Raw genomic sequence first — 16135 nt, forward strand, 5'->3', positions numbered from 1 at the left:
ATCTATGAAACCGCAACTGAGCCTGTTGACCCTTTGCCTGTTACTCGGCGCGTGCAGCCACCCCGCTCCGCGCCCGGACAGCGGCATTCAACCACCGCCCGCCTGGCAATCACCACACCGCGAAAGCGCTTCCCAGAACAGTCGGCAATGGTGGACGCAGTTCGGCAGCCCGCAGCTTGATCGCCTGATCGAACAGGCCCGCGTCGGCAGTCATGACCTGGCCGCCGCCATCGCTCGAGTGCGCCAGGCCCAGGCCGACACGGTGATTGCCGGCAGCTCGCAGCTGCCGGAGGTCAAGGCCGGCATGAACGCCAACCGCCAGAAACTGCTGCATGGCAAGGGCTACAGTCAACTTGATGTCGACAGCAACGACAAGGCCGTGGATTTTTTCGACGCCAACCTCAGCGCCAGTTACGAAATTGACTTCTGGGGCGGCAAACGCGCGTCCCGAGACAGCGCGCAGCAAGGGTTGCGAGCCAGCGAATTCGATCAAGCCACGGTTGAATTGACCTTGCTCAGCGGGGTTGCCAACAGCTACGCGCAAGCCTTGTCGCTGGATGAACAGAGTCGCATTGCTGAGCTGAACCTGGCCAACGCACAGAATGTCCTGAAACTGGTGCAGACCCGTTTCGATTCGGGTTCGGCCACCGCACTGGAACTGGCGCAACAGAAAAGCCTGGTGGCGGCGCAACAACGGCAACTGCCGCAGATTCGACAGCAAGCCCAGGATGCACTGATCAGCCTCGCCGCCCTGCTTGGCCGGCCGGTCCAGCAACTGCCGCCGAGCCAGGAGTCCTTCGTTCAACTGCAGTGGCCAGCCATCGGTGCCGGGCTGCCCAGCGAGCTGCTCAGCCGCCGCCCGGACATTGCCCGCGCCGAAGCGCAACTGGCCGCTGCCCAAGCTGACGTGACTGTCGCTCGCGCCGCCATGCTGCCCGCCGTGACCCTGAGCGCCAACATCGGCTCGGGCGCCAATACAGCCAACGATATTCTGCGCAACCCGTTCTACAACCTGACCGCCGGGCTGGTCGCGCCGATCTTCAATAACGGCCGCCTCGGCGCTGAGCGCGACAAGGCCACGGCCCGTCAACAAGAACTGCTGGAAACCTATCGAGGCGCGATCATCAACGGTTTTGCCGACGTCGAAAAAGCCCTCAACAGCATTCGCGGCCTGGATGAGCAGCGAGAGTGGCAACACGAAGAATTGAACCAGGCACAGACCGCGTTCAACATCGCTCAAAGCCGCTATCAGGCTGGGGCCGAGGATTTGCTGACGGTGCTGGAAACCCAGCGCACGTTGTATGCGGCACAAGATTCGAATGTGCAACTGCGGTTGTCGAGGTTGCAGGCGAGCATTGCGCTGTACAAGGCGTTGGGTGGGGGGTGGCAGGCGTTGTAATGGTGGTGGCTGTAAACCGCTTTCGCGAGCAAGCCCGCTCCCACAGTTGATCCGCGCCGAACAAACATTCCATGTTCGCTGAAGATCCAATGTGGGAGCGGGCTTGCTCGCGAATGAACGATAACTCGGTCGCCCGGCTTAACTGGCAATCGGCTTGACCTTCAGATTCCGCGCATACCACGGCCGTTGCGGCACGCGGCGAAACAACTCGGCGAGTTTCTTTTCGTCAGTGCCGAAGGTGATGCGCAGCGCCAGCTTCATGGTTTCCGGGTCCATTTCTACCGACTTGCCGGCCTGTAATCCCGGCGTGGTGCTGCAACCGTGGGTACTCGGGCCGAGCCACGGATCATCGACTTCAACCCAGCGACCAGGGGCGAACCAGCGCACGCCATTGACCTCGAGCCGGCTGACCTCCCCCGGATGGAAGCGCTCGTGAGCGCGGAACCAGTCTTCCAGACGATCGTCGATCCAGCCGTGGAAGTGCCAGAACACCGGGTTCACGTGGGATGAAAACGGGTCACCGAGAAAGTCGTTTTCCGGTGCATACCAACGCGCGGAAAAGTCCGCTGGATCCCGGGCAAAAGGCACCGGCTGACCGTTGGATGGATCGCGCGGCACCGAGGCCCAGCGCATGTGCAGCCAGTCGTGCAGGCCTAGCTCAATCTCTGAGCCGAACTGCCCCAGGGTCAGCTTCGACAGATAACGCGGATCACGGTAGCGCGATTCCCAAACCTGAAAATTGCTGTGATAGGTTTCGGCGGTCTTGATGTCGCTGACCCACCGCGTGTACTCGGTATCTTCGGCGGCCAGCCAAGTGGGCGGCAGCGCAGTGCCATCGTGATTGTCGAAATAGCGGGCGAAGCCCTGACGGTCGCGTTCAAGCTCCGGCTGCGGCATCGGGAAGCTCGGCCAGGACGGCAGGTCCTGCATCGAACGCGCAGTGCCGAGCATGTGCCGGTGCATGAAGAAAAAGTCGACCCCCGAGCCATTACGGTCTTTGCGCGGCCCACGGGCATCGCGCTCCTCGCCCCGCGGGCCCGGCTGCCAGCCGATGCCGCGCAAGGCACCGCGCTGGTCTTCGGAGAGTTTGTGCCATTTGTCCCGCGTGGCGTGCCAGAGCTGGTGGAACAAGCGGTGTTCAGGGGAAATCAGCCACGCCAGCAACGGCGGATTCAGACCGACACGCTCTCGGGCTTCGGGAAACAGTCGTTTGCGCGCGACAAATCGATTGTCCAGTTCCGCCAAGCCGAGCGGGCGATCCAGACGCAAGACCCGCCCGCTGAGGGTGCCACTGCCGGCATTGCCGAAATCCGCCCAGACTTCATCGAGCACGACCGCCAGTTCATAAGCCGGTGCGCCGTTGGCCGATTGCGTATCGACCAGGCGCCAGTACAGCTGGCTGGCGTCAGGCGAAACCAGATCGCCGATCACCCTGTAACGCGGCTCGGTTTCGCTGCGTAACTGTTGCGCGGTATCAAGGCAGCCACGCAGGCCGCGGCCGCGCTGGGCGATGTCGAGAAACAGTTCCAGCCCGCTCTGCGGTAAACCGTCGAGGCCCGCGCGGGATCCTTCAAAGCGGATATCCCAGATGCCTCGCAGCGAGTTGGCCAACTGCTGACCCGCGGTGTCCGCCAGATCGACGGTCGCTTCACCCGGGGTGATCGTCGGGTCTGGCTTCGTCCATTCGCGATGCCCATAAAAAGCCGCAGGCACAGCAGCGCCGGTCAGCGCCAGGCCTGCCATGAACCATCGTCGAGAAATCGTCATTGCCCTACCTGTGTCAGCCATGAAGCAGGCTTTATCCAAGCTAGAACGTTTGTTACCTCTACAAATTTATGGAAGGCCTTAAAAGATCGCAGCCTTCGGCAGCTTCTACAGGTGTACGCCGTGCCTTTGTAGGGGCTGCCGAAGGCTGCGATCTTTTGCAAGCCACCTAAATTCCCTGGCCAGCCACTCGTTCCTCCCAGATAGCAAAGGCCCCAACACCTGTACCGGGGCGGCGAACCTGACTGAGATGGCAATGACAAAACCACGTTCGAAAAAGGCTCTTTACATCGGCCTGCCGTTGGCCCTGGCGATCAGCGCCGGTGCAGGCTTCGCGGTCTGGTATTACGGGTTCAAGGACAACCTCGGTTACCCGATCAAGGTCATGAAACAGGCCGACGAGTTGCACGAGCGCATGCTCTCCTTCGATAGCCACATCAGCCTGATGCAAAATTTCGGTACCCAAGGCAACGAGGCTGACAAGGATGGCAAAGGCCAGTTCGACTTGGTCAAGGCTAACCGCGGACATCTGTCCGGTGCGGCCCTGACAATTTTCGGCTGGCCCGAACTGTGGAATGGCGCCAACGCGCCGCACAGGCCCACCGCCGGTTTCGTCGAAGAAGCACGTAACCAGCAGGAGATCCGCTACAAGATTATTTCCGGCATGGTCCGCGACTTTCCCAACCAGGTTGCCATTGCCTACACCCCCGACGATTTCCGTCGTTTGCACGGAGAAGGCAAGTTCGCGATTTTCATCAGCATGCTCAATGCCTATCCACTGGGCCATGACCTGAACCTGCTGGACTTGTGGACGGCACGCGGCATGCGCATGTTCGGTTTCAGCTACATCGGCAATAACGACTGGGCCGACTCTTCGCGCCCCTTGCCGTTTTTCAACGATTCGCCAGATGCCCTCGACGGCCTCTCGGACCTGGGCAAGCAAGCCGTGCATCGCTTGAATGACCTGGGCGTGATCATCGACGTGTCGCAAATGTCGACCAAGGCCCTGGAGCAAGTCGCGCAATTGAGCCGCACGCCGATGGTGGCTTCGCACTCGGCGCCACGGGCGATGGTCGATATTCCGCGCAATCTCAGCGACAAGGAATTGCAGCTGATCAAGAACAGCGGCGGCGTGGTGCAGGTGGTCGGTTTCTCCCAATACCTGCGACCGCTGACCCAGACCACCCAGGACAAACTCAACGAACTGCGCCAACAGTTCGACCTGCCGCCCCTGCCGAACCTCTCCATGGCTCTGATGCCGGGTGATCCGGTCATCGCCGCCTGGTCCGAGAAAAAATTCGGCCAGTACGCCAGCCGCCTCTACGCGACTCTTGAAGAAGAACCCAAAGCCACCCTCAAGGACCTCGGTGACGCCATCGATTACACGGTGCGAAAAATCGGCATTGATCATGTCGGCATCAGCTCCGACTTCAACGAAGGTGGCGGGGTCAAGGGTTGGAACAACGTCGGTGAAATTCGCAACGTCACGGCGGAACTGATCTCGCGCGGCTACTCCGAAGCAGACATCGCCAAGCTCTGGGGCGGCAACTTCCTGCGGGTCTGGGATCAGGTACAGAAAGCCGCCAAGCCGGCGCTGATTTCACATCAAGGCACGAGCAAACCATGAGCGATCGTCGAACCTTTCTGAAACAGGCCGGGATCCTCGCCGCCGGCCTGCCCCTGACTGCCGGCCTGCACAACGTTGCCAGCGCCACCCCACAGCCCTCGCTGCCAGGGGACAAATGGGCGCAACTGCGACAACTGTTCGACCAGGATCCGGACTACCTGCACTTCTCCAACTTCCTGATCACCTCGCACCCCAAACCGGTGCGTGAAGCGATCGAGATGCACCGCGCCGTCCTCGATAAAAACCCTGGGCTTGCCATGGACTGGGACTTGGGTGTTATCGAGCAGCGCGAAGAAGAGGTGCGCGTCTGGGCGGGTCGTTACCTGCAAAGCAATGCCAAACAGATCGCGCTGACCGGCAGCACCACCGAAGGCCTGGCGATGATTTACGGCGGTGTGCATGTGCGCCCGGACCAGGAAATCCTTACCACCGCCCACGAGCATTACGCGACCCACACGATCCTCAATCTGCGCACCCAACGGGACGGCACTCGGGTGCGCAAGATCAGGCTGTTCAAGGATCCGCAGACGGCCTCCAAAGCCGAGATCCTTGCGTCGATCGACCAGAACATCAAACCCGAAACCCGTGTACTGGGCATGACGTGGGTGCACTCCGGCAGCGGCGTGAAACTGCCGATCGCGCAAATCGGCGCGCTGGTGGACAAGCACAACCGCCACCGCAGCGAGCAGGACCGCATCATTTACCTGGTCGACGGCGTGCACGGTTTTGGTGTCGAGGACCTGAGTTTTCCGGCCATGAACTGCGACTTCTTCATCGCCGGCACCCACAAATGGATGTTCGGCCCCCGTGGCACGGGCATCGTTTGCAGCCGCAGTGAAGAGGTGAAATACGTCACGCCGATCATCCCGACCTTCTCCGAAGCCACGGCGTTCTCCACCACCATGACACCGGGCGGCTACCACTCGTTCGAGCACCGTTGGGCGCTGAACGAAGCCTTCAAACTGCATTTGCAATTGGGCAAGGCCGATGTTCAGGCGCGTATCCATGCCCTGAACAGCTATATGAAAAATCGCCTGCAAGCGCACCCGCAGATCGAACTGGTCACGCCCCTGAGTCCCGAGCTGTCGTCCGGTTTCAGCTTCTTTCGGGTCAAGGGTCAGGACAGCGACAAGATCGCCGCCTGGCTGATGCAAAACCGCGTGATCGCCGATGCCGTGGAGCGCGACGTGGGCCCGGTGATCCGCACAGCGCCGGGGCTGCTCAACACCGAAGCTGAAGTCGACCGCTTCATGGCGTTGCTCGACACACAGCTCTGATCCCAACCCCATGATGAATGTGGGAGCGGGCTTGCTCGCGAAGACGGCGGCACAGTCAACATTGATGTCGACTGACACACCGCTTTCGCGAGCAAGCCCGCTCCCACAGGTTCCGCTCCTTAACTGACGGGTATTAGCCCCCTGATTCCTTTTAACTTTTTATCGAGAGCAATGATGAACAGTGAGCTGCGTAGTTTTTCCTTGAAGACGCTCCCCGCACTGGCCTTCGCCGCCGTGGTTGCAAGCCTGATGCTGGGCGCCGCTCAGGCCGCAGCACCTGCCCCGCCCGGGAAAATCTTCAAGGACTGCAAGGACTGCCCCGAGATGGTGGTGCTGCCCACCGGAACCTTCACCATGGGCACCCCGGACAATGAGGTGGGCCGCGAGCCCGACGAAGGCCCGTTGCACCCGGTGACCTTCGCCAAACCCTTGGCCATCAGCCGCTTTCAGGTGTTGGCCGGCGAGTGGGACGCCTACCTGCGCGACAGCGGTTACGTCATGCCCGACGGCGACACCCGGCCGGGCCGCGAGTGCAAGGCCGGTGTGCCCCGCTATGAACGCACCGCGAGGCATCCGGCGGTGTGCATGGACTTCCCCGAGGTCAATGCCTATGTGGCCTGGCTCTCGAAGAAGACCGGCAAGCACTATCGACTGGTCAGCGAATCACTGCGTGAGTATGCAGCCCGCGCAGGCAGCAGCGGCCCGTTCCCCTTCCCGTTCGATGAAGGCAAGGAATACAGCATCGCCAAACACGCCAACACCTACGGCGCCGCCGATGGTTACAACTTCACCTCACCGGCGGGCAGTTTCCCGGCCAACGCTTTCGGCGTGTACGACATGCACGGCAACGTCTATGAGTGGACCGCCGATTGCTACAACGAGAACTACGTCGGTGCACCAAGCGATGGCAGCGCGTGGTTGACCGGCGACTGCAAGGCCCGGCGCATTCGTGGCAATGACTGGGGTGAAGCACCGGTGTTCTCGCGTTCGGGCAACCGTAATGCCACCTACCCCGATACCCGTGGCGACTGGATCGGTTTTCGCGTCGCGCGGGACCTGTGATGCACGCCCGGGAACAGCTCAACTCTTGAACCTCAACCCTTGAACTTCTGCCCTTAACGGCACTTGAAGCGGAAACCCCCATGACCACGAATTCCCGCGGAGCCATCAGTGAAGTCCTCAGCCTGCTCAAGCCTTTCCGGGTCGTCGTGGTGCTGTCGATCATGCTTGGCATGCTGGGTGGACTCAGCATTACCGCCCTGCTTGCGACCATCAACAACGCCCTGAACGGCGAAGGCAGCCCACCCGCCAGTGTGCTGGTGACGTTTGTCGGCCTGTGTGTGCTGGCCCTGGTGGCGTCGACTCTGTCGGATATCGGCACCAATCATGTCGGGCAGCGCATCATTGCCGGGCTGCGTAAATCCCTGGGTGAGAAAGTCCTGTTGGCACCGATCGAACAGATCGAGCGGTATCGCAGCCATCGGCTCATTCCGGTCCTGACCCACGATGTCGACACCGTCAGCAGCTTCGCCTTCTCCTTTGCGCCGCTGGCCATTGCCTTCACCGTGACCCTTGGTTGCCTGAGCTACCTGGCTTATCTGTCGCTGCCGATGTTTGCCCTGTTGCTGGTGGCACTGGTGATCGGCACCGTGGTGCAATATGTGGCCCGGGCCAAGGGTATCAAGGGCTTCGAAGCCGCTCGCGAGGCTGAAGACGAACTGCAAAAACACTACAGCGCGATTGCGGCCGGCGCCAAGGAACTGCGCATTCATCGCCCGCGCCGCCAACGCATGTTCAGCCAACGCATCGAAGGCACCGCCGACTACATCTGCAATACCCACATCCGTTCGATCAACACATTCGTGGTGGCCAAGACCTTCGGTTCGATGCTGTTTTTCGTGGTCATCGGCCTGGCGCTGGCCCTGCAATCGTTCTGGCTGGGCACCGATAAAGCGGTCCTCAGCGGTTTCGTGCTGGTGTTGCTGTACATGAAAGGTCCGCTGGAATACCTGGTCATCACCCTGCCGGTGGTCAGCCGTGCCAACATCGCCTTCAAGCGTATTGCCGACCTTGCCGAACAGTTTTCCTCGCCCGAGCCGCACTTGCTGCTCAGTGACAAGAACACCCCCAAAACGGTCGTCGAACACCTCGAATTGCGAGACGTGCATTACGCGTTCCCTCCGATGGACGGCAGCAAACCCTTCACCCTCGGGCCGGTCAACCTCTCCATCGCCCAGGGTGAAATCGTCTTCATCGTCGGCGAGAATGGCGGCGGCAAGACCACGCTGATCAAGTTGCTGCTGGGCCTCTACGCGCCACAGGGCGGTGAAATCATCCTCAACGGCTCACCGGTACTGGCCAGCAGCCGCGACGATTATCGTCAGTTGTTCACCACGATTTTTGCCGACTACTTCCTGTTTGATGAACTGGTGCAAGGCGACCAGCAGGTTCCCGAAGACGCCAATCGTTACCTGGAACGCCTGGAAATCGCCCACAAAGTCAGCATCCGCGATGGCGCATTCAGCACCACCGATCTGTCCACCGGCCAGCGCAAGCGCCTGGCGCTGTTGAACGCCTGGCTAGAGGAGCGCCCGGTGCTGGTGTTCGACGAGTGGGCGGCCGATCAGGATCCGGTCTTCCGGAGAATTTTCTACACCGAACTGCTGCCGGAACTGAAGTACCTGGGCAAGACCATCATCGTCATTTCCCACGACGACCGTTACTTCGATGTCGCCGACCAACTGGTGCGCATGGAAGCGGGTCAGGTCATCAGTGAAAAAGCTCCGGCCGCCACGGCCTGAGCCCGGCCCGACGCATTGCCGCCTTTTGCGAGAACCCCATGAACGAACTTCTTGATGATGATCTGCTGGCGCTTTTACTGGCCGATGCCGCAGACGATGTACAAGCCTTGTCGCCCCGCAGCCGCCTGGATCGAGCCCCGCTGTCGTTCGCCCAGCAACGACTGTGGCTGGAGCAACAATTGGCGCCGACCAGCTCGGCCTACAACCTGCCACGTGCCTTGCGGCTGACCGGCGAACTGGATACCCGGGCGCTGGAAGTGGCGCTTGATCGGGTCATAGATCGACACGACATTTTGCGCAGCGCGTTCAAGGAAATCGACGGCGTACCGATCCAGGTCGTTGAGCGTCACGCCCGTCTGAACCTGCACAAGCAAGACCTCTCGGCGCTCGACAGCCAGGCCCGCGCCGATGAACTGGCGCAGCGTATCCAGAATCAGGCGCTGCGCCCCTTCGACCTGAGCCGAGCGCCGCTGATCCGCGCCACGTTGCTCCAGCTCGACACCCGGGAGCATGTGTTGCTGCTGAACATGCACCACATCGTTTCCGATGCCTGGTCCAATGCGATTCTCATGCAAGACCTGTCCTGCGCCTACGGCCAGGCCCGCCTCGGCGACACCGCGCAACTGCCGCCACTGGCGATGCAATACGCCGACCATGCCACCTGGCAACGCGGTGCATACCTCGACAGTGCCGCTTGCGCGCGCAGCGGCGATTACTGGCGCCAGTACCTGGGCAGCGAATTGCCCGTGCTCGAACTGCCCCAGGATTTTGCCCGCGCATCTGGTCAACAGCACCTCGCCGGGCGCCTTTCATTGAGTATTCCCACCACTCTGTCCCAAGCGCTCAATGCCTTCTGCCAGCGCCAGGGGCTGACGCCGTTTGTGCTGGCCTTGGGCGCCTGGCAATTGCTGCTCGGTCGCTACAGCAACCAGCACGACTTCACCGTCGGCGTGCCCAACGCCAACCGCAACCGTGGCGAAACCCAGGAGCTGGTGGGCTTTTTCGTCGGCACTCAGGTGTACCGGGCGCGGATCGATTCGACCTGCACCGCCGTGGATTTTTTGCACGACCTGCGCGGGCAATCCCTGGCGGCACTCGAACATGCCGATTACCCACTGGAGCTGATGGTCGATCAACTGCAACGACCGGGTGGCCAGACGTCCAATCCATTGTTCCAGGTGTTGTTCAACTGGCGCACCGACACGGCCGAACCAGCCGCGATGGACTGGGGCGAGCTGACACTGGAGTTTCTCGATTCCGGAGAAAAACAGGCCAAATTCGATCTCTCGCTGGACATCGACTACTCGCATCAAGGCCTTGTCGCCACCTTCGAGTACAGCCGCGACCTCTACAGCCCGGCGACCATCGAACGCATGGCCGGGCATTGGCAGAACCTGTTGCAGAGCCTCATCGAAGCCCCCGATTGCGTCCTCGGCGAATTGCAACTGCTGACCCCGGACGAGCGCCAACAAACTCTGGCCGACTGGAATCGTCAGCCCATCCGCCTGCAACGCGAACACTGCCTGCATCACGTGATCGAAGCGCACGCCAGTAGAGCCGGTGAAGCCATTGCCCTGAGTTTTGGCGATCAGCAAATGAGTTACGCCGAGCTCAATCGCCAGGCCAATCGGCTGGCCCATCGGCTGATCAGCGAGGGCGTCGGCCCGGATGTGCTGGTGGGCATCGCCGTCGAGCGTACGCCAGACATGATCATCGGCATGTTGGCGATCCTCAAGGCCGGGGGCGCCTACGTGCCGCTGGACCCGGCCTACCCGGCCGAACGCCTGGCCTACATGATCGAGGACAGCGCCATCGCGCTGGTGCTGACGCAGACGCATCTGCGCGAACGGTTGCCGCTGCCGGCCGAGGTTCACTGCCTGTTACTCGACCAGCCGCTGTCCAGCCACCCGCAGGATGAGCACAATCCCGAAGTGGCGGTACACCCGGATAACCTGGCGTATGTGATTTACACCTCAGGCTCTACCGGCAAGCCCAAAGGCGCGCTGCTGCCGCACCACAACGTGATGCGGCTGTTTCACGCGACCGCGAATTGGTTCAACTTCAACCAGGACGATGTCTGGAGCCTGTTTCACTCGTATGCATTCGACTTCTCCGTATGGGAAATTTTCGGCGCCCTGTTGCACGGAGGCCGGCTGGTGATCGTGCCGCACGCCGTCAGCCGTTCGCCACAGGATGTCTACGCACTGCTATGCCAGGAAAAAATCAGCGTGCTCAACCAGACGCCGTCGGCATTCAAACAGCTGATGCAGGTCGCCTGCGAACCTCAACAGTCACTGACCCAACACCTGCGTTACGTGATTTTTGGCGGTGAAGCGATTGATGTGCAAAGCCTGCGTCCATGGTTCGAACGCTTCGGCGATCGCGCGCCGCAGTTGATCAACATGTATGGCATCACCGAAACCACCGTGCACGTGACCTACCGGCCATTGTCACTGAACGATCTGCACTCGGACGCGACCAGCCCCCTCGGCGAGCCAATTGTCGACCTGTCGTGGTACCTGCTCGACCCTCATCTCAACCCGGTACCCAAAGGTTGCATCGGTGAGTTGTATATCGGCCGTGCCGGCCTGGCGCGTGGGTATCTGAAACGCACCGACCTGACCGCCACTCGCTTCGTTCCCGATCCGTTCGACCCGCTTCCCGGCGGGCGTCTGTATCGCACCGGCGATCTGGCGCGTTACGGTAGCGATGGCAACATCGAGTACGTCGGACGCATCGACCATCAGGTAAAGATTCGTGGTTTCCGCATTGAGCTGGGGGAAATCCAGGCACGTCTGCAGAGCCTGCCAGCCGTGCAGGACTGCGTGGTCCTGACCCATGAGTGCCCGAGCGGTCTGCAACTGGTCGGTTATGTGATCGCCAGCGAACCGGCCAGCACCGAGCTGCGCGAACAACTGCTGAACGCCCTCAAGGCGCAGTTGCCAGACTACATGGTGCCCGGCCACCTGCTGTTTATCGATCACTTCCCGCTCAACGCCAACGGCAAGCTCGACCGCAAGGCCCTGCCCGAGCCGGATGTCAGTCTGTGGCAGCAAGCCTACGTTGCACCGAACAACCCACTGGAGGAGGCACTCGCCCAGCTCTGGCAGCAATCGCTAGGCATCGAGCGCGTGGGGGTGACCGACAACTTCTTTGAATTGGGTGGGCATTCGATTCTGGCCATTCAATTCATTTCCACGCTCAAGACACGTCTGAACATCGAGCTGCGCCTGCAAGAGTTACTGGCCCATCCGAGCATCGGCGAACTGGCGGCGTTTATTTCGCGCAAGCATCGGGAACAGACTCAGTGCGTGGTCGAGTTGAATGCAGCCCCGGCCAGCGCACCGACCCTGTTCTGCCTGCACCCCAGCGGCGGAATCGTGTTCTGTTACCAGCCGCTGGCGAAGAAACTCAAGGCCCATGCCTCGGTCTGTGGCGTCATGCATCGCGGTTTCAGCGATGGCAGCCAAAGCTGGGACGAGATGGTGGCCGATTACAGTCAAGAAATCGTCAAGGCACAACCTCAAGGCCCCTACCACTTGATGGGCTGGTCGCTGGGGGGCGCGATAGCGCTGGATATCGCCGCCACGCTGGAAGGCTTGGGTCATCAGGTGGCCTTTCTCGGCCTGGTGGACAGCACCATCCCGGAACACCTGTACCCCGAGGACTTGCCACGTTATCGACGCTTGCCAAGTGCTGAACAGAGCAGCGAGGCCTCGGAAGAAATCCTCGATGCCATTCACTATTTCGATCTGTTGTTCCCGACCCTGACAGACCGCACGGCGGCGTATTTGAAAGACTCGCCACACAGTTCGGTCAAGCAGTTCTATGACTGGGCAGCAAGCCTGGTCGAACCGGGCCAAGGCGACTTGTTGTCGATCGTGCAAAGCGTGAAGAACGAAGTCATGAATGCTCAGGCGTTCTCGGTGCATGACCGTCTGCTGGAGGCCTTCAAGGCCTTTACCTTCAAACCTGTGCAGGTCCGGCCCAGTTGCTGGTGGGCCGTCCTGGAAAAGACTGCGCAAGAACTGGCGTTCTGCGAGGCATTGATCCGGCGTTACAGCCCCTCGGGTGAGCTGACATGCTCGGTGCACTCACCGTTGCTGCACCGCAGCATGATCTTTGATGGCGCACTGATCGACTCACTGATCGACGCCTTCCTGGCCACCACTGCACATCGCTGATCTCCCCCGCCCCATCAACCCGCCGCCAGGCTGCGGCGGGTTGCCCTTAATGCCAGTCAGTCAAGGCACAAAACCTGTGGGAGCGGCGGTGCGGCGATCCGACTTGCTCGCGAAAGCGGTATGTCAGGCGACATCAATGTTGACTGTGCTGCCGTCTTCGCGAGCAAGCCCGCTCCCACAGAGGGTTGTGTGTCCACCCACTAAATTGCAATAAAAAGCCCGGCCCGCAAATTGCGGGCCGGGCTCAGGGTTTGTCGCTTGCAATCAGAACTGCGGTTTGTAGGTCACGCTGAACATCAGGTTGCGCGGATCACCAAAGTTATTGTTGCCATTGAGCTGGTTGTAAGCGGACGTTATGTACGTCTTGTCGAACAGGTTGTTGGCGTTGACCGCCAAAGCGATTTCCGGCGTCAGCTGGTAGCCGACGCGGGCGTTCCATACGGTGTAACCCGGTACATCTTTATTAAGATCGTAAACCAGCGTGTGGCTTTGGGTGGTGAAGCCCAGACCGGTGCTGACACGGCTCCAGTCGCCGGTGAACTGGTAGTTGCCCCACACGCGCAGCATGTGTTTCGGCGTCCAGGTACTGAAGACACTCCCCTCCTTCCCCGGCTCCTCCAAGTACTTGGTGGTGTTGTAAGTGTAGCCCGCGAACAGCTGCAGGTTGTCCATCACTTCACCACTGATTTCGGCGTCGATGCCCTGGCTGCGCACTTTCCCTGCGGCAGAGGAGCAGTTCAGTCCAGTACAGCTGGCGACGGAGACGGCACGGTTCTCGTGGTCATACCGGAAGACAGCCAGAGAGGTATTGACCCGACCATCCATCAACTCGCCCTTGAGGCCGACTTCGTAGTTGGTGCCGACTATCGGCTTGAGCACCGAACCGCTGGTATCAAGGTTGGTCTGCGGCTGGAACACGTCGGTATAACTGGCATACACGGCCCATTCACGGCTCAGGTCATAGATGATACCGGCGTAGGGCGTGACCACTCCGGTTTCAGTTCCGGTGCTTGGCGCGTTGGTTGTAATACCGTTGGCCGCGGTTTCGGTTTTCGACTTGTAGCTGAAGTCATACCAGCTGACCCGGGAACCCAGCACCAGCGTCAGATCATCGACCGGCTTGACGCGCCAGGTGCCATACAGGCCTTTCTGGCGGATATCGTATTTGCTGAGGGTGCCCCGCCCGCCCGGGCTGTTGATCAGGCCCTCGTAGCTGATGTCCGGTCGGTCGTTGTTCAGGTCGAAGATCGTGTCGGTGCTGCTGTTGTTGAAGGTACGGGCGAATTTATCATCCGTCTCCAACTGAGAGAAGTTGCCGCCCAGCATGACTTCCTGTTGCATCGACAAGGCTTCAAACTTGCCGGACAGGTTCATGTCCAGGCCGACCTTCGTGGACTGGAAATCGGTCACGAAATCGGCATATTGCACACCACTACCATCAGGGTTGAGACCGGTACTGCCATTTTGCGTTCTCTGGTTTTTCGCCTGATTGTCTTCGGTCATGTGCACAGCACCGACCTTGAAGGCCCAGTCGTCGTTGAAACGGTGCTCCAGATCGGCGTAGAGGGTGGTGACGTCGATTTCGGACCGGTTCCAGCGCGCGCCGGTGTAGGTCGAACGCGACACGTCCGGCATCGAACCGTCGGCGTAGCGTGGCAGACCGCGGATGTTGCCGCGCGATTCGCCGTTGGATTGGCTGACCGCGAAGCCCAGGGTGGTGTCTTCGCGCAGGTCGATATCCAGGGCGCCGTACAGCGAGTGAGTCTTGCTCCACGCGTGGTCGATGAACGAGTTGCTCTGGTCTTCGTCGGCGACGATGCGGCCGCGGATGTTGCCGGCCTGGTTCAGCGGGCCGCCGGCGTCCAATTGCAGACCGTAGTGATCCCAGGAGCCGGCCTTGCCGGTCAGGGTCACGGTCGGTGCGCTCTGGCCACGCTTGCGCACCAGGTTGATGGCACCACCGGGGCTGCCGGTGCCTTGCAGCAGGCCGGAGGCGCCGCGCAGGATTTCCAGGCGGTCATAGAAGATCAGGTCCTGGGTCGCCCAGTTGCCCAGTGAATAGGTGTTACGCGGGATCGGCACACCGTCGTACTGCCAGTCGTCGATCTGGAAACCGCGCGACGATAGAATCAAGCCTTGGCCGACGCCCTGCAGGCCGACCACGCCGGTGGTCTGGTTGACGGCGTCCTTGAGATCGACCAGGTTCTGGTCATCCATCTGCTTACGCGTCATCACGGTGATCGACTGCGGAATTTCCTTGAGGGTGTGGGTACCCTTGCCGATGGTCACGGCGTTACTGGTGTATGAGTTGCTGCCTTCGGTCGTCGCATCCAGCTGCTGTGCATTGACGGTGGTCGCGCCCAGCTCAAGGCTTTCAGTGGCGGAACCCCGCACCAGCATCAACGTGTTGCCTTCAAAGCTGTAGCGCACGCCGGTGCCCTTGAGCAGTTCGGCAATGGCCGCTTCGGCGCTCAGTTTGCCGCTGACGCGGTTGCCGCGCAGGTCGGCCATGTCGGCGGCGTTGTAGATCACCTGCCGGTTGGTTTGCTCGCCAAACGCTTGCAACGCCTGGGGTAAGGGCTGCGCGGCAATGTTGACGGCGATCTCTTCGGCGCAGACCTGCGCGCTGAACGGCATCAGACAGGCCATGCCCAGACCGGCCAGCGAATGACGTGAGCGAAGCGTACGGGAAACGATCAAAGCCTTGAACAGAGGTTTCAACTCATGAATTGCTGACATCGTGCTCTCTATTATTCGTTAGAAGTGGATAAGACCGATGGGCCACCAAGTGCCCGACGCTGCCCAAACACGTAAACCGCTCTGTCGGCCACCTCTGGGGCAGCACATCAGTTGGCGGTCGACCCGGCCCCTCCCCGGGCACAGGTCATCTGTCTGGACAACGGAAAAAATCGTGTTCTGCCCTACAAACCCGAACCCTGGGGCTACCCTGCCCGACCCGAATTGTCTGCATACCTTAGTAAGACGTAGCGCCACGCAGAAACCGGAATGAGTTTATTTATCATTAACAGCATAATTAAAAAAAAACCGACGCGTTGGGCGTCGGCCTTTTATTTGCGGGGTTC

8 protein-coding genes are annotated in these 16135 nt (G+C 60.7%); 6 read left to right on the forward strand and 2 right to left on the reverse strand.

Annotated features, from left to right (window positions below; translation table 11 throughout):
* Window positions 1-4: 4 nt before the first annotated feature.
* Window positions 5-1399, forward strand: a complete 1395-nt coding sequence (locus KVG95_RS17360) for an efflux transporter outer membrane subunit (protein WP_217857296.1) — start codon at window positions 5-7, stop codon at window positions 1397-1399.
* Between the two features lie 138 nt (window positions 1400-1537).
* Here KVG95_RS17360 and pvdP read toward each other — a convergent pair whose 3' ends face one another.
* On the reverse strand, window positions 1538-3166 hold the full coding sequence (gene pvdP, locus KVG95_RS17365) for a pyoverdine maturation tyrosinase PvdP (RefSeq protein ID WP_217857297.1): 1629 nt from the start codon (window positions 3164-3166) through the stop codon (window positions 1538-1540).
* A gap of 253 nt (window positions 3167-3419) precedes the next feature.
* Between pvdP and pvdM the strand changes: the two genes are divergently transcribed.
* The 5 genes from pvdM to KVG95_RS17390 all read left to right on the forward strand — a co-directional run bounded on the left by pvdM (window position 3420) and on the right by KVG95_RS17390 (window position 13052).
* Window positions 3420-4790 (forward strand): pyoverdine-tailoring dipeptidase-like protein PvdM, encoded by a 1371-nt coding sequence (gene pvdM, locus KVG95_RS17370; RefSeq protein WP_217857298.1) that lies wholly within the window; start codon window positions 3420-3422, stop codon window positions 4788-4790.
* Window positions 4787-6067, forward strand: coding sequence for a pyoverdine-tailoring periplasmic protein PvdN (gene pvdN, locus KVG95_RS17375; protein ID WP_217857299.1), 1281 nt, complete (start codon window positions 4787-4789; stop codon window positions 6065-6067). Before pvdM ends, pvdN begins: the two co-directional genes overlap by 4 nt.
* 174 nt (window positions 6068-6241) lie before the next feature.
* Window positions 6242-7129, forward strand: coding sequence for a dihydropyoverdine dehydrogenase (gene pvdO, locus KVG95_RS17380; RefSeq protein WP_217857300.1), 888 nt, complete (start codon window positions 6242-6244; stop codon window positions 7127-7129).
* An 80-nt stretch (window positions 7130-7209) separates the two neighbouring features.
* Window positions 7210-8868, forward strand: coding sequence for a cyclic peptide export ABC transporter (locus KVG95_RS17385; RefSeq protein ID WP_217857301.1), 1659 nt, complete (start codon window positions 7210-7212; stop codon window positions 8866-8868).
* A gap of 38 nt (window positions 8869-8906) precedes the next feature.
* On the forward strand, window positions 8907-13052 hold the full coding sequence (locus KVG95_RS17390; RefSeq protein WP_217857302.1) for a non-ribosomal peptide synthetase: 4146 nt from the start codon (window positions 8907-8909) through the stop codon (window positions 13050-13052).
* A 264-nt stretch (window positions 13053-13316) separates the two neighbouring features.
* Here the strand turns inward: KVG95_RS17390 and KVG95_RS17395 are convergent, their stop codons facing one another.
* The gene (locus tag KVG95_RS17395) at window positions 13317-15791 is read right to left on the reverse strand and encodes a TonB-dependent siderophore receptor (RefSeq protein WP_217857303.1); all 2475 of its coding nucleotides are present in this window, start codon (window positions 15789-15791) and stop codon (window positions 13317-13319) included.
* Window positions 15792-16135: the final 344 nt, after the last annotated feature.

Source organism: Pseudomonas farris (assembly GCF_019145235.1).
GTDB lineage: Bacteria > Pseudomonadota > Gammaproteobacteria > Pseudomonadales > Pseudomonadaceae > Aquipseudomonas > Aquipseudomonas farris.